This window comes from Streptomyces sp. NPDC055955 (assembly GCF_042270245.1).
Taxonomy (GTDB): Bacteria; Actinomycetota; Actinomycetes; order Streptomycetales; family Streptomycetaceae; genus Streptomyces.
On the sequence record NZ_JBHJYS010000001.1, the window covers coordinates 223,167 to 242,872 of the forward strand.

A 19,706-nucleotide genomic window follows, 5' to 3' on the forward strand; every position below is an offset into this window, starting at 1 on the left:
CTATTGGCGCGCCGATAAAAGAGGTCTAGCTTCATCCGCGCCGTACCTGTGACCGACGAGGGGTGGGTGAACTCATGCGGTCCACGCCGCATCAAAAACCCTTGGGCGTAAGAGGGTTGGACAGAGAAAGACGCAGACGACGCCGCGCGGTTGCCGCGGTCGTGGCGTCCGGGGCGGTCGCCGCCGGACTCCTCACCGGGCCCGCCGCCAGCGCGCGTCCGTTCCCCGAACCATCCGTGACAACGATGTCCCTGCCGTCACCTCCCGGCGGGGCGAACGTGCGCGTCCTGGTGTACTACGGCTCCGCCGCGGGCGGCGACGAGTCACCGGTGGTGAACGCGGGGATCGCGGCCATCGAGAAGATCGGCCAGAGCGGCCCCGCCGCCCAGCGCTTCAAGATCACGGCGACGGACGACGCGTCCGTGTTCACCGACGCCACCAAGCTGGGCCGCTTCAACGCGGTCGTCTTCCTGACCGGCGGCGGCGACGTGCTCGACCCGGACCAGGAGGCGGGGCTCGAGTCGTACATGGAGGCCGGCGGCGGATTCGTCGGCATCCACGACGCGGCCCGCGCCGAGCCGTACTCGGACTGGTTCACCGGGCTGATCGGCGCGCGCCCGGCGGACTCCAGCCCGGCGAACGTCCAGCGGGCCACCGTCGAGGTCGGTGACCGTCAGCACCCGGCCACCAAGGACCTTCCCGTGCAGTGGAAGCGGCCCGACCAGTGGCTGAACTGGGTGAAGAACCCGTCCGGCTCGGTGCACACCGTGGCCCGGGTCCGCGAGTCGACGTATCAGCCGGGCGCGAGCGCCAACGGCGCGGACCACCCGGTGTCCTGGTGCCGCGACTACGACGGCGGACGCTCCTTCTACACGGGCATGGGCGGCACCGCCTCCAGCTACGACGAGGTGGACTTCCAGTCGCATCTGCGCGGCGCCCTGTTGTGGACGAGCCGCATCGTGCGCGCCGACTGCAAGGCCGCGATCGACTCCAACTACAAGGCGGAGCGCCTCACCCAGCCCAACCAGGCCGGCCAGAACGACCAGATCGGCGAGCCGCACGGCCTGGTCACCGCACCCGACGGACGCGTCCTGTACATCGGCCGCGGCGGCGCCGACTCCTCGCAGCCGGTGATCACCGACTGGAACAACCCCGATGTCGGCAAGGGCAAGGGCGAGATCCACGTCTACGACCCGAAGACCAAGAAGGTCACCCAGGCCGGGGCGCTGACGGTCTTCGGCAACAAGGGCGGCGGCGACGAGCTGACCAAGGTCGAGGAGGGACTGCTCGGCATCGAGCTCGACCCGAAGTTCGAGCAGAACGGCTGGGTGTACCTGCACTACACGCCGCACTCGCAGATCGACCGTGACAAGCAGATGGCCGAGCGCCGCGTCTCGCGCTTCACACTCGACCTGAACACCAACAAGCTGGACATGGACAGCGAGAAGGTGCTGCTCAAGTGGCCGGTGCAGATCCACAGTTGCTGCCACGCGGGCGGCGGGATGGCCTGGGACTCCAAGGGCAACCTGTACATCGCGACCGGTGACAACAACTCCTCCGGCTTCAGCGACGGCTACTCGGGCAACAACCCGCAGCCGAACTACAAGGGCGTCTCCTTCGCGGACGCGCGCCGCACCGCCGGCAACACGAACAACCTCAACGGCAAGATCCTGCGCATCCACCCGGAGGCCGACGGCACGTACACGCTGCCGGAGGAGAATCTCTTCACGGGCAAGGAGACGGCCGAGGGCGGCGGCAAGACGCGCGGCGAGATCTATGTGATGGGCGTCCGCAACCCGGCCCGCATCTCCGTCGACAAGAAGACCGACACGCTGTACGCGGGCTGGGTCGGTCCGGACGCCGGTGAGCCGTCGACGACCTGGGGTCCGGCGAAGTACGACACGTTCGCGGTCATCACCAAGGCGTCCAACCGCGGCTGGCCGTACTGCATGGGCAACAAGCAGCCCTACCGCGACCGCAATCTGCCGGACCCGACGAAGCCGCTCGGCTGGTACGACTGCGACCACCCGAAGAACGAGTCGCCGAACAACGACGGTCTCGTCAACCTCCCGCCGGTCACCGGCAACAACATCTGGTACTCGCCGCAGGGCGGGGCGCCCGACTACCCGCGCGACGCCAACGGCGTCCCCTCGTACAAGAAGGAGGAGGCCAAGTACCTCCTGCCGTGGCTGAAGGGCGGCGGCCAGGCCGCGATGGACGGTCCCGTCTACCGCTACGACGCGTCCGTCCCGAACGCCGACAAGTGGCCGAGTTACTGGGACGGCAAGTGGTTCGTCGGTGACTTCTACGACGCCACACAGCCGCGTCACGCGGTGCTCATGGACCCGAAGACGGCGGGCGACGGCGGCATCCCGGTGCACGCCGAGAACCTCAAGAAGATCGTGCCGGTCGGCAACGACGGCATCAAGAACCTCATGGACTGGAAGTTCGGCCCCGACGGCGCGCTCTACGTCCTCGACTACGGCCGCGGCTTCTTCACCTCGGACGCCAAGTCCGCCCTGTGGAAGGTGACGTACACGGGCGGCGAGGCGACCCCTGCGGCCGGTGACCTGGCCAGGAAGGCGCAGTGATGAGGATGCGCAGCAAGAACCGCCGAAGACTGTGGACGGCACTGTTCGCCGCCCTGCTGATGGCGCTCGGACTCGGCTCCCCCGTCGCGTTCGGGCAGGACGCCCCGGTCGCCGCCGCCCAGCAGGTCCTGACCTGGACCGGCAGCGACGACATCACCAAGTACGCCTCGGCGCCGACGACGGCGGTCGCGGGCGCGACGACGATCGTCTTCGAGAACAGCGCGGCGACCGGCAACACCATGGGCATGCCGCACACGCTGACGTTCGACACGTCGGACCCCGAGTACAACAACGACGTGTCGGTGAACATCCTGGCCAACCCGAACGACAGTGAGGGCGGCAAGCACTCGGTCGAGGTCACCCTGACCCCGGGCCGCTACCGCTATCACTGCTCGATCCCCGGCCACGAGGCCATGCAGGGCATCCTCGTCGTGACCGAGGGCGGCGGCGAGGACACGGCCGCGCCGGAGACCTCGGCGACGGTCGAGGGACAGAAGAACGCCCAAGGGGAGTACGTCGGTTCGGCGTCGGTCAGTGTGACGGCGACGGACGCGGGCTCCGGTGTCGACAAGGTCGAGTACGCGATGGGCGCCGACGGCGCCTGGCAGCCGTACACGACCGCCGTGGTGGTCGACCAGGTCGGGGCGCACAAGATCCGCTACCGGGCGTCCGACAAGGCGGGGAACGTGGCGGCGGAGAAGTCGGTCGACTTCACCGTGGTCGCGCCGCCCACGGACGACAAGACGCCGCCGGAGACCTCGGCGACGGTCAGCGGCGAGAAGAACGACAAGGGCGAGCACCTCTCGATGGCGACGGTCACGGTGACGGCCTCCGACACCGGTTCCGGCGTCAACTCCATCGAGTACGCGGTGGGTTCCGACGGCGCCTGGCAGCCGTACACCTCACCGGTGATGGTGCACGAGGTGGGCGCCCACACCGTGCGCTACCGCGCCGCGGACAAGGCGGGGAACGCAGCCGCCGAGAAGTCCGTCGACTTCACCGTGGTCGCGCCGCCCGTGCAGGACAAGACGCCGCCCGAGGTGTCGGCGAAGGTCGACGGCGAGAAGAACTCCGACGGCGCGTACCTCAAGAACGCCAAGGTGACCGTCTCCGCGACGGACGCCGACTCGGGTGTCGACAAGATCGAGTACTCGCTCGACGCGGGCCCCTACCTCGCCTACACGGCGCCGGTCGTGGTGGACCGGGCGGGCGCGCACACGGTCGCCTACCGGGCGAGCGACAAGGCCGGCAACACGTCGGAGGCGAAGTCGGTGGCCTTCACGGTCACGACGGGCGGCGGGGTCCCGGCGCCCGACTGCGCCGAGTACGACGAGCGGCTGACGGTGATCGTCGGCACGGTCGACACGGGCATCCCGAACCGGGTGACCAACAACCGGTGCCGGATCAACGAGCTGATCGAGGACGAGCGCGAGTGGACCTCGCAGGCCCTCTTCCTCAAGCACGTCAAGACCGTCACGGACAAGCTCCTCAAGGAAGGCGTGATCGACCAGCGCGAGTACAACAAGATCAACCGCGCCGCCAAGCAGTCGGGGATCGGCAAGCCCGGCCAGACCGAGGGCTACCGCAAGATCTTCGACGGCACGCAGGACTCGCTCGACAAGTGGGAGCAGGTCGGCGGCGGCAGGTTCGGCCTGAACGCGGACGGCTCGATCACGTCGAGCACCACGGTCGAGGGCATGGGCATGCTGTGGTACCCGCAGCGCAAGTACGGCGACTTCTCGCTGAAGCTCCAGTGGCGGGACGACGCGCCGGGCACGGGCAACGCCAACGGCGGTGTCTTCGTGCGCTTCCCGTGGGTCCACGACCACCCGGAGGAGTCGCGGCCCGAGTGGGTCGCCATCAAGTACGGGCACGAGGTGCAGGTCCTCGACCGTCCTGACGGCGACATGTACAAGACCGGTTCGATCTACGGCTTCGACCGCGTGGGTCTCGCGGGCGCGGGCGTCACGCAGAAGGGCACGTGGAACGACTACGAGATCCGTGTGGTCGGCCAGCACTTCTCGATCCTGCGCAACGGCGTCCTGATCAACGAGTTCGACAACACGGGCGGTCAGGTCTTCGAGCCGCCGCGCGGGGACGACCCGGGCACGGACGGCCGGCGGTTCTCCTCCGGCTATGTCGGGCTCCAGGTGCACAGCACGTCGGACGTCATCTCGTACCGGGACATCCGCATCAAGGAGCTGTGAAGGCAGTACCAGCACGGCAGTTGAGCGTGCCGAGCCGGGTCAGTCCTCGTGTCTGGCCCGGCTCGGCTGCACCCGCTTGGGCTCACCCGGCATCTTCGGGTACTCGGGCGGGTACGGCATGTCGCCGAGGCCGCGGTCCCGTTCGTCCCGGTCGGCGAGTTCGAGGAGCGCGTCGAGCGAGAAGGCGTGCTCGTCCATGTCCTCGTGGACGTCGCCGACTTCGGCGTAACGGGCCGGCATGGAGCCGATGTCGAAGTCGGCCGGTCGCGCGTCGTCGACCTCGTCCCAGCGCAGCGGAGCGGAGACGGGGGCGTTCGGCCGTGGCCGCACCGAGTAGGCGGAGGCGATGGTGCGGTCGCGCGCGGTCTGGTTGAAGTCGACGAAGATGCGCTCGCCCCGCTCCTCCTTCCACCAGGCCGTGGTGACCCGGTCCGGCATGCGGCGCTCCAGCTCGCGGCCGCAGGCGATGGCCGCGCGGCGCACCTCGACGAACGTCCAGCGCGGGGCGATCGGCACGAACACGTGCATGCCACGGCCCCCGGAGGTCTTGGGCCAGCCGCGCAGGCCGCCGAAGTCATGGAGGACGGAGCGCAGCTCGTGGGCGGCGCGGACGGCGTCGGTGTAGTCGGTGCCGGGCTGCGGGTCGAGGTCGATGCGCAGCTCGTCGGGGTGGTCGGGGTGCGCGCGGCGGACGGGCCAGGGGTGGAAGGTGAGGGTGCCGTACTGGGCCGCCCAGATGACGGCGGCGATCTCGGTGGGGCACATCTCGTCCGCGTGGCGCCCGCTGGGGAAGGTGATGGTGCCGGTGGGGATCCAGTCGGGGAGGTTCTTGGCGGCACGCTTCTGGTAGAAGGACTCGCCGTCCAGCCCCTCCGGGTAGCGCTGGAGGGTGGTGGGCCGGTCGCGCAGGGCGCGCACGATGCCGTCGCCGACGGAGAGGAAGTAGCGGGCGAGGTCGAGCTTGGTGTAGCCGGGCTCCGGGAACATGACCCGGTCGGGGCTGGACAGACGTACCGTCCGCTCCCCCGCCTCCAGCTCCACCGCCGCGCCGTTCGACTTGCCCATGCGGGCCACGCTAGGCGCATCGGCCGACTTGCGCATACCGGGCGGGTGAGGGCGTATCGCGTCAGAATCGGCTCATGGTCATGGATCTGCCGGTGATGCCGCCCGTGAAGCCGATGCTCGCCAAGTCCGTCGCGAAGATCCCGCCGGGGATGAGTTACGAGGCGAAGTGGGACGGCTTCCGCGCGATCGTGTTCCGGGACGGCCCGGGCCTGGAGATCGGCAGCCGCACGGGCAAGCCCCTGACCCGCTACTTCCCCGAGCTGGTCGCCGCGCTCCTCGACCGGCTGCCCGAGCGCTGTGTCCTCGACGGCGAGATCGTGATCGCCCGGGGCGGGCGGCTCGACTTCGACGCGCTCACCGAACGCATCCACCCGGCCGCGTCCCGGGTCAAGACGCTGGCGGAGCGGACCCCGGCGTCCTTCGTGGCGTTCGACGTCCTCGCGCTCGGCGACGAGTCGCTGATGGACGCGCCCATGGTGGACCGCCGGGCTCGCCTGACCGAGGCGCTGTCGGGCACGACGCCGCCCGTCCACCTGGCCCCTGCGACGACCGACGCCGAGCTGGCGCAGACGTGGTTCGAGCAGTACGAGGGCGCGGGCCTCGACGGGGTGATCGCCAAGCCCTTCGACCTGCGCTACCGCGAGAACGAACGCCTGATGTTCAAGATCAAGCACGAGCGGACCGCGGACTGCGTCGTGGCCGGCTACCGCTTCCACAAGAGCGGCCCGGTGGTCGGCTCCCTGCTGCTCGGCCTGTACGACGACGAGGGCGTGCTCCAGCACGTGGGCGTGTGCGCGGCGTTCACGATGAAGCGGCGCACGGAGCTGATCGCGGAGCTGGAGCCGCTGCGGCTGGAGTCGGCGCAGGACCATCCGTGGGCCGCGTGGACCGAGGAGTCGGCGCACGAGAAGGCCCGGCTGCCCGGGGCGACGAGCCGCTGGACCGGCAAGAAGGACCTCTCGTGGGTACCGCTCGAACCGCGGCTCGTCGCCGAGGTGGCGTACGAGCACATGGAGAACGGCGCCCGCTTCCGCCACACGGCCCGCTTCCGCCGCTGGCGCCCGGACCGGACGCCTGAGAGCTGCACGTACGCACAGCTGGACGAGCCGGTCCGGTACGACCTGGCGGATGTACTGCGCTGAGAACCGCGGTGGACGGATGTGCCGGACGGAAGTGTGTGAGGACCGTGCCCGAGGGCCCGCCGGGTGCCGTCAGGCCAGGCCGAACAGGCAGTCCACGGCGACTGGGGTGCCGTCGGCCGTCACCAGCCGAGGCCGCCCGCCGCCTGATGTCCGCGCACATCCAGCACTCCGGCGACCTGATCGCGGACCACCTCGCCGCTCAGCGCTGAGCACCGTCTCTCGCCGCTCAGCAGTGAGTACCGTTTCGAACATTTTCGACCTGAGCCGATCCATCCGCCCCCGGGCGGGTATCACCCACACGTGCGCATACGACGGATGCGGGTGACGCGCGTACGGCGGGCCGCGCTCGTCGCGGCGGTCCTGGCCGCCACGGCTGCCGGATGCACCGTGGGCGACGGGCACCCTCCGGACGGCCACTCCGCGACCCCCACCGGCGAGGGGGCCCGCGGCCCCGTCCTCGCGGTGAAGATCGACAACGTGGGTCCGGCGCGCCCGCAGACCGGCATCGGCCGGGCGGACATCGTCTACGCCGAGCAGGTGGAGAGCGGCCTGAGCCGGCTGATGGCCGTGTACGCGACCCGGCTCCCGCCCGTGGTCGGCCCCGTGCGCAGCGCCCGTGAGACCGATCTCGAACTGCTGCGGCAGTTCGACCGTCCCGCACTCGCCTTTTCCGGCGCCCAGTCGAAGCTCCTGCCGCTGATCGCCGAGGCCCCGCTCACCGCGCTCCCGCCCGGCAAGGCGCCGGCCGCGGCATACTTCCGCGGCAGCGACAGGCCGGCGCCGCACAACCTCTACCTCCGCCCGGCCGACCTGGGAGTGACACCGAAGGCGAGCGCGCTGGCGGCGGCCGGGGTCACGTTCGGAGCGCCCCCGGCGGGCGGACAGCCGAAGAACGCCCTCACCGTGCGCTTCCCGGCGGCCCGCTTCGCTTTCAACTGGTCCGCGCAGAGCGGCAGTTGGCAGGTGTCGATGGACGGCACCCGAGCACGCACCACGGACGGCGGCGCCCTGAACGCCTCGACCGTCGTGGTCCAGTACGTGGATGTCCGCGGTTCGCGGTTCCACGACCGGTCGGGAAGCACGTCACCGTTCTCCGACACCGTGGGTACCGGCAAGGCGACGGTGCTGCGGGACGGGCGGTCCTACGACGTGCGGTGGGAGCGGCGTTCGGCGGCCGACGGCACACAGTTCACGACGGCGGCGGGCGGCAAGCGCATGACGTTCGCGCCCGGACAGGTGTGGATCCTCTTCGCCGAGCGGTGAGAGCCCCGGCTCCTCCCGGGACGCCGTCCTCAGGCCTTCGCGACCGGCTCCGCCGGGTGACGGAGCCCTTCCGCGGCGTCCGAGACGCGCTGGATCAGGTCGAAGAAGACGGCCTGCTCCTCGGCCGACAGCGGGGCGAGGAAGATCTGGTTCATCCGGGCCGTGCGCACGGTCAGCTTGCGGTGGACGCGCGCGCCCTCGTCGGTGAGACGCAGCAGGGAGCGGCGGCCGTCCTGCGGGTCGCGCACCTTGTCGATCAGCCCGCGGCGACTGAGGCGGCTGATGACCTCGGCGATGGTCGAGCGGTCGAGGCCGACGCGCTCGCCCACGGTGCGCTGGTCGAGGCCGGGCTCGGCGACGAGCGCGTTCAGGACGGCGAACTGCGGTGAGGTGATCTCCTCGGAGACCATCGTGTTCCACAGCAGGTAGTGCGCCTGCTGGAGGCGCCGGGCCAGGTGCCCCGGGTGGGTGGTCAGGTCCACCGCGGCCATCGCGGACCTCCGGTCTTGAGTCGGCGGGGCTTGCGGGCCGCGCCGCCCCGCGCCGTGCGGGGCGTCCGATCCACGACCCGCTTTTCGGGTGTGTACTGACCAATACTCGACCATAGGGTGCCCCGTGTCGAGTCGACTCCCCACACCAACCGTCCCTACCCTGGACTATTGACGGTCCGGACAAGCGGTGGCACCGTAAGCGCCAGTCACATAAATGCTCAGTGCGCTGAGTAATTGAGTGGCGAGTGATCGGTTGACGTACGTGGAGAGGCTGGCTCGGATGGACAAGGTGGTGGCGACGGCCGCGGAAGCGGTCGCCGATGTGGGGGACGGGGCGTCCCTCGCGGTCGGCGGGTTCGGTCTCGTCGGCGTCCCGAACGTGCTCATCGGCGCGCTCCACGAGCGCGGCACCACGGGCCTGAGCGTGGTCTCCAACAACTGCGGGGCGATGGACTCGGGCCTGGCCGTGCTGCTCGCGGCCGGGCGGATCGCCCGGGTCACCGGGTCGTACATCGGCGCCAACAAGGAGTTCGCCCGCCAGTACCTGGCCGGCGAGGTCGAGGTCGAGATGATCCCGCAGGGCACACTCGCCGAGCGCCTGCGGGCCGGTGGCGCCGGCATCCCCGCCTTCTACACGCCCGCCGGCGTCGGCACCCAGGTCGCCGAGGGCGGACTCCCCTGGCGCTACGACGGTCAGGGCGGCGTGGCGCTGGCGTCCCCGCCCAAGGAGGTCCGCACCTTCGACGGCACGGACTACGTCCTCGAACACGGCATCCGTACCGACTACGCCCTCGTGCGCGCCGCCAGGGGCGACCGCCACGGGAACCTCGTGTTCAACAAGTCCACCCGCAACTTCAACCCCCTCGCCGCGACGGCCGGACGCATCACCATCGCCGAGGTGGAGGAACTCGTCGAACCCGGCGACATCGACCCCGACGCCGTGCACCTGCCCGGCATCTTCGTCCAGCGCGTCGTCGCGCTGACGCCCGAGCAGGCGACCGACAAGCAGATCGAACGGCGCACCGTCTCCGCGCCCGTGGCACGAGGAACGGTGAGCAGCTGATGGCCTGGACCCGCGAAGAGATGGCCGCGCGCGCCGCCCGCGAGCTGCGCGACGGCCAGTACGTCAACCTCGGCATCGGCCTGCCGACCCTCATCCCGAACCACCTGCCGCCCGGCGTCGAGGTGATCCTCGAATCCGAGAACGGCATCCTCGGTGTCGGCCCCTACCCTGCCGACGACGAGGTCGACCCCGACCTGATCAACGCCGGCAAGGAGACCGTCACCGTCCTGCCCGGCGCCTCCTACTTCGACTCGGCGCTCTCCTTCGGCATGATCCGCGGCGGCCACATCGACGTCGCCGTGCTGGGCGCGATGCAGGTCTCCGCCCGCGGCGACCTCGCCAACTGGGCCGTCCCCGGCAAGATGATCACCGGCATCGGCGGGGCCATGGACCTCGTCCACGGCGCGCGGACGGTCATCGTCGCCATGACCCACACCGCCAAGGACGGCACACCCAAGATCGTCGAGGACTGCACGCTGCCCCTGACCGGAAAGTCCTGCGTCGACCGCGTCATCACCGACCTCTGCGTCCTCGACGTCACCGCCGACGGGCTCGAACTCGTCGAGCTGGCCCCCGGTGTCACCACCGCCGACGTCACCGCGAGGACCGCCGCCAAGGTCCGCATCCCGGAGGAGACCCGATGAAGGACGTCTACGTCGTCGATGCCGTCCGCACCCCGTTCGGCAGGTACAACGGCTCCCTCGCCACCGTCCGCCCGGACGACCTCGGCGCGCATGTCATCCGTGAGCTGCTCGCGCGGACACCGGAGCTGGACCCGGCCCTGATCGGCGACGTGTACTTCGGCAACGCGAACGGCGCGGGCGAGGAGAACCGCAACGTCGGCCGCATGGCGGGCCTCCTCGCCGGGCTGCCCACCTCCGTGCCCGGCGTCACCGTGAACCGGCTGTGCGCCTCCGGCCTCGAAGCCGTCATCCAGGCCGCGCGGGCCATCGCACTCGGCGACGTCTCCATCGCCCTGGCCGGCGGTGTCGAGTCGATGACCCGCGCCCCCTACGTGCTGCCCAAGAGCGACCGGCCGTTCCCCGCGGGCAACGCGGAGCTGTACTCGACGACCCTGGGCTGGCGCATGGTCAACCCGCGGATGGAGCCGCAGTGGACCGTGCCGCTCGGCGAGTCGGCCGAGCTGATCGCCGACAAGCACGGGATCACGCGTGAGCAGCAGGACGCGTACGCGCTGAGCAGTCATCGGAAGGCGTCCGCCGCCCACAAGAACGGACTGTTCGACGCCGAGATCGTGCCGGTGGCCGTCCCGCAGCGCAAGGGCGACCCGCTTGTCGTCGCACACGACGAGTGCGTGCGCGAGAGCGCGTCGCTGGACGCCATGGCCACGCTCAAGCCGTCGTTCCGCACCGGGAACGGAACGGTGACGGCGGGCAACGCGTCACCGCTCAACGACGGCGCCGCCGCGCTGCTGCTCGTCGACGAGGAGGGGCTGAAGGCCACCGGCCGCGAGCCCCTCGCCCGGGTCACGGCCTCCGGGGTCGCCGGGATCGACCCGCACTACTTCGGGCTCGGCCCCGTCGAAGCGGTCGACCGCGCGCTCGCCAGGGCCGGCAAGGGTTTCGGCGACCTGACCACACTCGAACTGAACGAGGCGTTCGCCGCTCAGGTCCTCGGCTGTGTCGCCGAGTGGCCCGAGTTCGACCCCGCGATCCTCAACCCCCGCGGCGGCGCCATCGCGATCGGCCACCCGCTCGGCGCGTCCGGCGCACGGCTCGCCGGATCCGTCGCGCACCAGCTCAAGGCCGCCGGTTCCGGGACCGGCGTCGCCACCCTCTGCATCGGTGTCGGACAGGGCCTCGCGCTCGTCCTCGAACGCTGAAGGACTCAGGAACCCACCATGGCACTCACCCAGTCGGACATCGACGTCGAGGTCGCGGACCTCCAGAGCGCGTACGACAAGGCGCGCGCGGGCGGCGCGCCCGTCCAGCACCACCCGGCGCGTGACTACGCGCCCTACCGCAGCTCGCTGCTGCGCCACCCGCAGCAGCCGCTCGTCGCCGTGAACGGCGGCGACCCGGAGACCGTCGAGCTGTCCGGGCCCGTCTTCGGCGCCACGGACATCACCGACATCGACCAGGACCTGACGCGTCAGCACGCGGGCGAGCCGCTCGGCGAGCGCATCACCGTGTCCGGACGGCTGCTCGACAGCGACGGCCGCCCCGTGCGCGGCCAGCTCGTGGAGATCTGGCAGGCCAACGCGTCGGGCCGCTACGCGCATCTGCGCGACCAGCACCCGGCGCCCCTCGACCCCAACTTCACCGGCGTGGGACGGACCCTGACGGATGATCAGGGACGGTACTCCTTCACCACCGTCAAGCCGGGCGCGTACCCGTGGCGCAACCACACCAACGCGTGGCGCCCCGCGCACATCCACTTCTCCCTGTTCGGCGACGCGTTCACACAGCGGCTGGTGACGCAGATGTACTTCCCGAACGACCCGCTGTTCCGCTACGACCCGATCCTGCGCTCGGTGACGGACGAGTCGGCCCGCAACCGCCTGGTCGCGGCGTACAACCATGACCTGTCGCAGCCCGAGTTCTCGCTCGGCTACGAGTGGGACATCGTCCTCGACGGTCCCTCCGCCACCTGGATCGAGGAAGGCCGATGACCTCCGTGCCCGAGAAGCTGCTCCCCACGCCGTCACACACCGTCGGCCCGTTCTACGGCTACGCCCTGCCCTTCCCCGAGGGCGAGCAGGTCGCACCGAAGGGGCATCCCGACACGATCGTCCTGCACGGCCACGTGCTCGACGGCCAGGGCGACCCGGTGCCGGACGCCATCCTCGAGTTCTGGCAGGCAGGACCCGACGGCTCGCTCACGGGGGCGCCGGGCTCGCTGCGCCGCGACACCACGACCGGCGGCCACCTCGGCCGCAACGGCACGGACTTCACCGGGTTCGGCCGGGTCGCCACGGACGCCGACGGGCACTACGCCCTCTTCACCCTGCCGCCGGGCAACGCGGGACTGCCGTACATCAGCGTGTGCGTGTTCGCGCGCGGACTGCTGCACCACTTGTTCACCCGCGCCTACCTCGCCGACGGCGCGGACCCGCTGCTCGACGCCCTGCCCGCAGAGCGGCGCGCGACGCTGCTCGCGCAGCCGCAGGAAGGCGCGCACCGCACGTACCGTTTCGACATCCGCCTTCAGGGCGAAGGCGAAACGGTCTTCCTGGAGTTCCAGTGACACATGTCGGTCCCGACGCCGATCCCGACGCCGGGCTGCTCTCCCCCGGCCGGGCGGGTTCCCCCGCCGAGTCGGCCACCTCGGACGCCGCGGTCCTGCGCGGCCTGCTCGACGCGGAGGCCGGGCTCACGCGGGCGCAGGCCGCCCTGGGCCTGGCGCCCGCGGCCGCGGCGGACGCGGTGACGCGGGCTGCCGCGGACGAGGGGCGCTTCGACGCCCGTGACCTCGCGCTGCGCGCCCGCTCCGGGGGCAACCCGGTGATCCCGCTGGTCGCCGACCTGACGGCCGCGGTGGCCGGTGAGCACGCCCCGTACGTCCACCGGGGCGCCACCAGCCAGGACATCCTGGACACGGCGCTCATGCTGGTCGCGGCCCGGACGCTGGACGGGCTGCTCGGCGACCTGGCGCGCACGGAGAGTGCCCTCGGGCGGCTCGCCGCCGCGCACCGGGACACCGTCATGCCGGGCCGTACGCTCACGCAGCACGCCGTGCCGACGACGTTCGGTCTGAAGGCGGCGGGCTGGCGCTCCCTCGTCCTCGACGCACGCGACCGGCTGCGCACCGTACGGGCCTCGCTGCCCGTCCAACTGGGCGGTGCGGCGGGCACGTTGGCTGCCTTCGGCGTGTTCGGCGCCACGCACGCCGGTCGGCTGACCGAGGGGTACGCGACCGAACTCGGCCTGGTCGCGCCCGTGTTGCCCTGGCACACCCTGCGCACCCCGGTCGCCGACCTCGCGGGCGCGCTCGCGTTCACGGCCGGCGCACTCGGCAAACCGGCGGCGGACGTGCTGACGCTGTCCCGTACCGAGATCGGCGAGCTGAGCGAGGGTGCGGGCGGCGGCTCCTCGGCGATGCCGCACAAGGCGAACCCCGTCAGGGCCACGCTCGTCGCGGCGGCCGCCCGCCGCGCCCCCGCGCTCGCCGCGACGCTGTACGCGTCGATGGCGGCCGAGGACGAGCGCCCGGCCGGCGCCTGGCACGCGGAGTGGGAGCCGCTGCGCGACCTCCTGCGGCTCGTGGGCGGCGCGGCACGCGACGCGGCCGAGCTCGCCGAAGGGCTTCAGGTCCACGCGGACGTGATGCGTGAACACCTCTTCGCCACCCATGGGCTGATCGTCTCGGAACGCCTGGCCGCCGAGCTCACCCCCCTTCTCGGGCGAGCCCGCGCGAAGTCCCTGCTCACCGAGGCGGCGCGGCGCACCCGCGCCGAGGGCAGGACACTGGCCGGGATCCTGGCCGACGAGCCCGACCTCAAGGGCGTCGACCTGGCCGACCTCACCGACCCCGTCCGTTACACCGGCTCCGCAGGAGCCCTCACCGACCGCGCTCTGGAGCGACGTTGAGCACTGCATCCCCCGACCACGGCACGCACGGCGAGCTGTTGCATCACCGCGCCGAAGGCCCGGCCACCGCTCCCCCGCTCCTCCTGGGCCCCTCGCTCGGCACGTCCACCGCACTGTGGGACGCGGTGGCGCCCGAACTGTCCGTCACCCACCGGGTGGTGCGCTGGGACCTGCCGGGGCACGGCAGGTCCCCGGCAGCGCTGATCGCCCCCGGCGCGACCGTCGCCGATCTGGCCGGGCTCGTCCTGGACCTCGCCGACTCCCTCGGCATCGAGCGCTTCGCGTACGCGGGGGTGTCGCTCGGCGGCGCGGTGGGACTGCACCTCGCGGTCCACCACCCGGAGCGGGTCACGAGCCTCGCGGTGATCTGCTCGTCGGCGCACTTCGGCGGCTCGAAGCCCTGGGAGGAACGGGCAGCGCTGGTGCGCAGCGAAGGGCTCGGCCCGGTCGCCGAGACCGCCGACCGGCGCTGGTTCACCCCCGGCTTCACCGTGCCGGCCCTCGTCGAGGACCACCGCACCGCCGACCCCGCGGCGTACGCGGCCTGTTGCGACGCGCTCGCCGCGTTCGACATCCGCGCGGAACTCTCCTCGATCACGGCTCCGACGCTGCTCATCGCGGGCCGCGAGGACCCGGCGACCCCGCCCGCGCATCTGCGGGAGATCGCCGACGCGGTGGCGGGTTCGTCGCTCGTCGAGATCGCGGGCGCCTCGCACCTCGCCCCCGCCCAGTGCCCCGAACCCGTGATCACGGCGCTGCGCGCCCAGCTCGGCGGGGGTGCCCGACGTGGGATGGAGGTGCGCAGGCAGGTGCTCGGCGACGCGCACGTCGACCGCGCCCAGGCGCGGCAGAGCGCGTTCACGGCCCGCTTCCAGGACTTCATCTCGCGCTATGCGTGGGGCGAGATCTGGACGGACCCGACGCTGGCGCGCCGCGAACGCTCCATGATCACGATGACCGCGCTGGTGGCCCACGGCCACTACGACGAGCTGGCCATGCACGTGCGCGCCGCACTGCGCAATGGCCTGACGCCCGACGAGATCGGCGCCGTACTGCTGCAGACCGCGGTGTACTGCGGTGTCCCCGCGGCCAATTCGGCGTTCGCGGTGGCGCAGCGGGTCCTCGCCGAGGAGAGCGGAGAGGACCTGTCCGGCGTCTGACCCCTGCGCACCGACTGCCCGTCACCTCCTGGACAGCGGTGACGGGCAGTCGGCGTACCGGCAGTCGGCGGCGGTCGGTGTCCGGGCGCACCGCCGCCCGCGTCAGCGCAGGCCGCGTCCCGTGTCGAGCACCTCGCGGGCGCGGGCGGCCAGGCCGTCCGCGCCGCACGACTTGGCCAGGGTGAGACCGCGGGTGAGCTCCGCGACCGAGCGGGCCGCGATGCCGTACTCGACGCGAGCCACCGCGTGTTCGTACGCGCAGGGTGACGCTTCGAGGTACGTGACCGACTTGGCGTACAGGGTCAGGGAGCGCTGGCCGGTCTCCAGGGCGGCCTCGCAGCGCAGGGCCTCACCGATCGCCGTGTCCGTACCGAAGCGCTCGGCCTGGAGCCGGGCGTCGGCGGCGAGTTCCCCGGCACGCCCGGGGTCCTCGGTGGCGAGCGCGCGGGCCAGGTCGCAGGCCCAGGGCGCCATGATCGTGTTGTGTCCGCCGCGGGCGGTGGCCGCCTTGGCCGCCGCCTCCAGCTCGCTGACGCCCTCCTCCGTGCGGCCCGCGGCGATCAGCAGGCGGCCGCGGACGGAGTGCGCGTCGGGCAGGACGATCGTCGAGGGGTAGGGCGGGCCGAAGGAGTAGCGGTCCGCGATCTCCATGGCCTCGCCGATCCGGCCGCGTGCCACGAGCGTGTCGATGAGCATGCACGCGGCGTCCCAGTGCATGGGCAGACCGCGGCCGACGCGGTCTGCCAGGCGCAGGCTCTCGCGCAGAACGGCCTCGGCGTCCGTGAGACGCCCGCGCCTGCGGTGGACGTAGCCGACGAAGGCGTGCGCGAGCGCCAGATGGCCGCCGCTCCAGCCGGCGGTCTCGTAGGCGCGTACGGCCTCGGTGAACAGGCTCTCCGCTCGGTCGAGCCGGTCGGAGAAGAGATACGCGCTGCCGAGCATGGCCAGAAGTTCGAAACCCCACTCGGGGTCGGTCCAGCCGAGGCCCGGCGCGAGGCGTTCGTTGACGAGGGACCGGTCGCAGAGTTCGACCACCACCTCAGCGTTCTCGCCGCGGGTCATCGCGTCGAAGGCGCGCAGGACGAGCAGGACCCGCTCGGGGTTGTCCCGGCCGGTGAGGGAGCCCGCGAGGGCGGCGAGGCTGCGGGAGCGGCCCGGGGAGTCCTCCTCGCCGGCGTGGATGCCCTCCCACATGTAGCGCATGGCCTGGAGGCGCAGGCGGGCCGGGCCCGGATCGAGCCGCGCGGCCTCGGCGTCGATCTCGCGCAACGCCTCTTCCAGCTGGTTGTTGTGGACGAGGGCCTGGGACAGCCGGCACACGGCGTCCACGCGCGCGTCCCCGTCGAGCCCCGGGGTGGTGTCGAGGGCCTGGCGCAGGTGGCCGATGGTGACGGCGGGCGAGGTGAGGAGGGTGGCGCAGCCCAGTTCGTAGAGGAGTTCGGACCGTACGTCGGGCAGCGGCGGCTCCTGGAGCGCGCGCTCCAGACAGCGGCGGGCGGCCTCCGGGGCGCCGACCGCGAGGTGTTCACCGGCCGCCGTGCGCAGTTGCTCGACGAGTTCGGGGTCGTCGTCCGGGTGCACCTGGAGCAGATGCCGGGAGGCGGCCGCGGCGCCGTGGCCCGAGGCCGTGACGGCCCAGGCGGCCTGCCCGTGCATGGCGGTGCGGGTGGCCGGCGGGATGGAGCGGTACACGGCGCTGGCGATCAGCGGGTGCACGAACTCCAGCCCCACGGCGCCGCCTTCGTACGTCGCGTCGGTGAGGATGCGGGCGCCGCGCAGCCGCTCGGCGCAGCGGTCGGCCTCGCCGGGGGTCATCCCGGCGAGCCGCGCCGCGAGGTCGGGGGCGATCCGGGTGCCGAGGATGGCGGCGGCCCACGCCAGGCGCGTCGCGTCGGTGCCGAGGCCTTCGAGGCGGTCGACGAGGCCGCGGCCGCGCGCCGACTTGTTCAGGGCGCGCAGCTCGCCCGCCGAGCCCTCGGCGGGTTCGAGATCGCTGTCCTGGACCTTGGCGAGGAGCTCCACGGTCTCGTACGGGTTGCCGCCGGTGACGGCCCACACTTCACGGCAGAACGGGGCGTCGGCATGCTCGCCGAGGGTGGCGCGGGTGAGTCCGGCGGTGGCGTCGGGGGTGAGGGCGGACAAGGTGGTGCGAGGCCGGGCGGCGGCGCCCACGGCTTCGAGGTGGCCGGTGGAGGCGGCGGTGGCCTCGCCGTCGCGGTGGGCGACCACGACGAGGACGGGCAGGTCGTCGAGGCGTTCGGCGAAAGCGGCGAGCCAGTGGAGGGTCTCCTCGTCGGCCCACTGCGCGTCGTCGACGAGCAGGACGAGCGGCCAGTGCAGCCGGGCGAGCCGGGACACCGCCGCGACGAGACCGTCGCGCACACCCTGCGGGTCGGCCTGGCGGCCGCCCGGTTCGGCTATGCCGAGGGCGGGGCCCGCGATCTCGTACCAGTCGCCGAAGTACTCGCGGGCCTCCTCCTGCGAGAGCGCGAGGAGGGCGGGCTGCAGCAACTGGCGTACGACGTTGAAGGGGACGGAGGTGACGGTCTCGCCGCCGCGGGCCGACCAGACCGTGGCCCGTCCCGCCGCGATGCGGCGCACCTCTTCGAGGAGGGCGGTCTTGCCGATCCCCGCTTCGCCCCTGAACACGACGAGGCTGCCCGACGACGCCGCGTCCCCGCAGAGTTCGCCGAGCGCCCGCTCGACGACCGCGATCTCCCTGTCCCGCTCCCACAGGGCTGCCGAGGCGGCTCCGTCAGGCCGACTCTGCGTCATCCCGCACCCTCCCGAAGTCGCTCGATCGACGTACAGATGTCGAGAGTAGTCGCAGCCGGAGGGTTGTGGGTGGGGTCTGCGCAGGTCCTCTTCATAAGTGGGAAGGTGCCCTTCCGGAAAGGGACCCGCCCCCTCTCATGCCTCTTTCACGCACGCCTCATACTGTGGCGCCCATGACCCAGGTGACTCCCCCCGGCTGGTACCCCGATCCCGGCCAGAAGCCCGAAGGCCCCCGCACCGAACGCTGGTGGGACGGCAGTGTGTGGACGGAGCAGACCCGTGCCGCCGAGACCGGCGCCGCGCCGGGCCTGCCCGCGTACGCGCCGGCGGCTCCCGGCGCGCATCCGCAGGCGTACGGCTATCCGCAGACCTCGCAGCCGCCGGGGCAGTTCGGCCACCTCGGGTACCCGGGCTACCCCGCGTACCCGGAGCCGAAGCCGAGGCGCGGCCTCAAGATAGCCATCGCCGCCGGCGTCGCCGTGGTGGTGCTCGGCGGCATCGTCGGCGGGGTGTACGCGCTGACCTCCGGTGACGGCGACGGGAAGAGCGACCGGGCCGGCTCGTCGTCAAGTCCCTCCGCGCGTCCGGGACTTCCCCAGGGGCCGGGCGACGGTCCCGGTGGGGGTGGGGGCAGTGGCGGCCCCGGCGACTCCGGCGGCCTCGGCGGTTCCGGCGGGGAGAGCGGCGCTCCGCAGGCGCCGGGTCCGGGCGACGGTTTCGCCGCGGACCTCGTCAACGGGGTGTCGATGCCCGTGCTCGACGGCTGGACCGGCGGCACGACGAAGGGCGGCAACGCGGGGGTGACGACCGGCCCGTACGCCTGCCCCGGCGACACGAAGCAGCAGTGCGTGCGCGGCGGCGCGTTCTCGTCGTCGGCCGAGGCGCTGAAGCTCAAGGCGACGGGCGCGGAGGCCGCGGCGAAGGAGGACATCTCCAAGAACGCGCAGCAGTCGTACGGCGGCGCGATCTACGGGAAGATCACCTCGCACAAGGAACTGGCGTCCGAGGCCGTCACCGTGGCCGGCCAGAAGGGCTACCTGGTGCGCTGGCAGGTCGTCACGGCCAAGGGCGACGACGGCTACGTCGAGTCGCTGGTCTTCCCCGCGCCCGCCAACCCCAAGTCGCTCGTCGTCGTCCGCTTCGGCATCGACGTGAACGACAAGGCGCCGGACGTGACGTCGATGGACAAGATCACCAAGGGCATCAAGAAGTCCGCGATCGCCGAGGGCGGCGGCAACGGGCAGAACGTCTAGCACCCGCGCAAAGACGTGCGGACCCCCGTGGGACACCCGGGGTGTCACCCCCGAGAAGACCCAGGGGCCGGGCAGGTCCCCCTCCGCTCAAGGAGGGACCCGCCCGGCCCGGGGGTGCGCGCCGCGCCCGTCCCCACGGTGCGGCG

General features: G+C 72.0%; 15 protein-coding genes. 12 read left to right on the forward strand and 3 right to left on the reverse strand.

Annotated features, from left to right (window positions below):
- Nucleotides 1-74: 74 nt before the first annotated feature.
- Nucleotides 75-2,591, forward strand: a complete 2,517-nt coding sequence (locus ACFC96_RS00905; RefSeq protein WP_376609415.1) for a ThuA domain-containing protein — start codon at nucleotides 75-77, stop codon at nucleotides 2,589-2,591.
- A 5-nt stretch (nucleotides 2,592-2,596) separates the two neighbouring features.
- Nucleotides 2,597-4,798 (forward strand): OmpL47-type beta-barrel domain-containing protein, encoded by a 2,202-nt coding sequence (locus ACFC96_RS00910; protein WP_376609417.1) that lies wholly within the window; start codon nucleotides 2,597-2,599, stop codon nucleotides 4,796-4,798.
- Between the two features lie 39 nt (nucleotides 4,799-4,837).
- Here the strand turns inward: ACFC96_RS00910 and ligD are convergent, their stop codons facing one another.
- The gene (ligD, locus tag ACFC96_RS00915; RefSeq protein ID WP_376251689.1) at nucleotides 4,838-5,863 is read right to left on the reverse strand and encodes a non-homologous end-joining DNA ligase; all 1,026 of its coding nucleotides are present in this window, start codon (nucleotides 5,861-5,863) and stop codon (nucleotides 4,838-4,840) included.
- A gap of 80 nt (nucleotides 5,864-5,943) precedes the next feature.
- Between ligD and ACFC96_RS00920 the strand changes: the two genes are divergently transcribed.
- Together ACFC96_RS00920 and ACFC96_RS00925 are read left to right on the forward strand one after the other, a co-directional pair.
- Nucleotides 5,944-7,005 carry an ATP-dependent DNA ligase gene (locus ACFC96_RS00920; RefSeq protein ID WP_376252130.1) on the forward strand — a complete coding sequence of 354 codons (1,062 nt, stop codon included), beginning with the start codon at nucleotides 5,944-5,946 and terminating at the stop codon, nucleotides 7,003-7,005.
- A gap of 315 nt (nucleotides 7,006-7,320) precedes the next feature.
- Entirely contained in the window at nucleotides 7,321-8,268 is a 948-nt protein-coding gene (locus ACFC96_RS00925; protein ID WP_376609895.1) for a DUF3048 domain-containing protein, read from the forward strand.
- Between the two features lie 29 nt (nucleotides 8,269-8,297).
- Here ACFC96_RS00925 and ACFC96_RS00930 read toward each other — a convergent pair whose 3' ends face one another.
- Nucleotides 8,298-8,759 (reverse strand): MarR family winged helix-turn-helix transcriptional regulator, encoded by a 462-nt coding sequence (locus ACFC96_RS00930; protein WP_376251677.1) that lies wholly within the window; start codon nucleotides 8,757-8,759, stop codon nucleotides 8,298-8,300.
- A gap of 280 nt (nucleotides 8,760-9,039) precedes the next feature.
- Here ACFC96_RS00930 and ACFC96_RS00935 point away from each other — a divergent pair, with 280 nt between their 5' ends.
- Genes ACFC96_RS00935 through pcaD form a run of 7 tightly spaced genes read left to right on the forward strand, consistent with a single transcriptional unit; the run spans nucleotide 9,040 to nucleotide 15,532 of the window.
- Nucleotides 9,040-9,822, forward strand: coding sequence for a CoA transferase subunit A (locus ACFC96_RS00935; protein ID WP_376609418.1), 783 nt, complete (start codon nucleotides 9,040-9,042; stop codon nucleotides 9,820-9,822).
- Nucleotides 9,822-10,466, forward strand: a complete 645-nt coding sequence (locus ACFC96_RS00940) for a CoA transferase subunit B (protein ID WP_376251674.1) — start codon at nucleotides 9,822-9,824, stop codon at nucleotides 10,464-10,466. Before ACFC96_RS00935 ends, ACFC96_RS00940 begins: the two co-directional genes overlap by 1 nt.
- Nucleotides 10,463-11,665: a thiolase family protein gene (locus ACFC96_RS00945; RefSeq protein ID WP_376251672.1), complete on the forward strand. Its 1,203-nt coding sequence runs from the start codon at nucleotides 10,463-10,465 to the stop codon at nucleotides 11,663-11,665. Before ACFC96_RS00940 ends, ACFC96_RS00945 begins: the two co-directional genes overlap by 4 nt.
- Nucleotides 11,666-11,683: 18 nt before the next feature.
- The gene (gene pcaH, locus ACFC96_RS00950) at nucleotides 11,684-12,454 is read left to right on the forward strand and encodes a protocatechuate 3,4-dioxygenase subunit beta (protein ID WP_372564424.1); all 771 of its coding nucleotides are present in this window, start codon (nucleotides 11,684-11,686) and stop codon (nucleotides 12,452-12,454) included.
- Nucleotides 12,451-13,029 carry a protocatechuate 3,4-dioxygenase subunit alpha gene (gene pcaG, locus ACFC96_RS00955; protein ID WP_340460221.1) on the forward strand — a complete coding sequence of 193 codons (579 nt, stop codon included), beginning with the start codon at nucleotides 12,451-12,453 and terminating at the stop codon, nucleotides 13,027-13,029. The genes pcaH and pcaG overlap by 4 nt, the downstream gene beginning before the upstream one ends.
- Nucleotides 13,026-14,372, forward strand: coding sequence for a 3-carboxy-cis,cis-muconate cycloisomerase (pcaB, locus tag ACFC96_RS00960; RefSeq protein ID WP_376609420.1), 1,347 nt, complete (start codon nucleotides 13,026-13,028; stop codon nucleotides 14,370-14,372). The genes pcaG and pcaB overlap by 4 nt, the downstream gene beginning before the upstream one ends.
- Entirely contained in the window at nucleotides 14,369-15,532 is a 1,164-nt protein-coding gene (gene pcaD / locus ACFC96_RS00965; RefSeq protein ID WP_376251667.1) for a 3-oxoadipate enol-lactonase, read from the forward strand. The genes pcaB and pcaD overlap by 4 nt, the downstream gene beginning before the upstream one ends.
- 102 nt (nucleotides 15,533-15,634) lie before the next feature.
- Here the strand turns inward: pcaD and ACFC96_RS00970 are convergent, their stop codons facing one another.
- Nucleotides 15,635-18,307: an AAA family ATPase gene (locus ACFC96_RS00970; protein ID WP_376609422.1), complete on the reverse strand. Its 2,673-nt coding sequence runs from the start codon at nucleotides 18,305-18,307 to the stop codon at nucleotides 15,635-15,637.
- A 173-nt stretch (nucleotides 18,308-18,480) separates the two neighbouring features.
- Here ACFC96_RS00970 and ACFC96_RS00975 point away from each other — a divergent pair, with 173 nt between their 5' ends.
- On the forward strand, nucleotides 18,481-19,560 hold the full coding sequence (locus ACFC96_RS00975; RefSeq protein ID WP_376609424.1) for a DUF2510 domain-containing protein: 1,080 nt from the start codon (nucleotides 18,481-18,483) through the stop codon (nucleotides 19,558-19,560).
- Nucleotides 19,561-19,706 lie beyond the last annotated feature (146 nt).

What these genes read in the sequence shown, in the direction of transcription:
- ACFC96_RS00905 (WP_376609415.1), top strand. Translation starts at nt 75, where the DNA reads ATGCGGTCCACGCCGCATCAAAAACCCTTGGGCGTAAGAGGGTTGGAC.
- ACFC96_RS00935 (WP_376609418.1), top strand. Translation starts at nt 9,040, where the DNA reads ATGGACAAGGTGGTGGCGACGGCCGCGGAAGCGGTCGCCGATGTGGGG.
- ligD (WP_376251689.1), bottom strand. Translation starts at nt 5,863, where the DNA reads ATGGGCAAGTCGAACGGCGCGGCGGTGGAGCTGGAGGCGGGGGAGCGG.
- ACFC96_RS00920 (WP_376252130.1), top strand. Translation starts at nt 5,944, where the DNA reads ATGGATCTGCCGGTGATGCCGCCCGTGAAGCCGATGCTCGCCAAGTCC.
- ACFC96_RS00925 (WP_376609895.1), top strand. Translation starts at nt 7,321, where the DNA reads ATGCGGGTGACGCGCGTACGGCGGGCCGCGCTCGTCGCGGCGGTCCTG.
- pcaG (WP_340460221.1), top strand. Translation starts at nt 12,451, where the DNA reads ATGACCTCCGTGCCCGAGAAGCTGCTCCCCACGCCGTCACACACCGTC.
- pcaH (WP_372564424.1), top strand. Translation starts at nt 11,684, where the DNA reads ATGGCACTCACCCAGTCGGACATCGACGTCGAGGTCGCGGACCTCCAG.
- ACFC96_RS00945 (WP_376251672.1), top strand. Translation starts at nt 10,463, where the DNA reads ATGAAGGACGTCTACGTCGTCGATGCCGTCCGCACCCCGTTCGGCAGG.
- ACFC96_RS00970 (WP_376609422.1), bottom strand. Translation starts at nt 18,307, where the DNA reads ATGACGCAGAGTCGGCCTGACGGAGCCGCCTCGGCAGCCCTGTGGGAG.
- ACFC96_RS00930 (WP_376251677.1), bottom strand. Translation starts at nt 8,759, where the DNA reads ATGGCCGCGGTGGACCTGACCACCCACCCGGGGCACCTGGCCCGGCGC.
- ACFC96_RS00910 (WP_376609417.1), top strand. Translation starts at nt 2,597, where the DNA reads ATGCGCAGCAAGAACCGCCGAAGACTGTGGACGGCACTGTTCGCCGCC.
- ACFC96_RS00975 (WP_376609424.1), top strand. Translation starts at nt 18,481, where the DNA reads ATGACCCAGGTGACTCCCCCCGGCTGGTACCCCGATCCCGGCCAGAAG.
- ACFC96_RS00940 (WP_376251674.1), top strand. Translation starts at nt 9,822, where the DNA reads ATGGCCTGGACCCGCGAAGAGATGGCCGCGCGCGCCGCCCGCGAGCTG.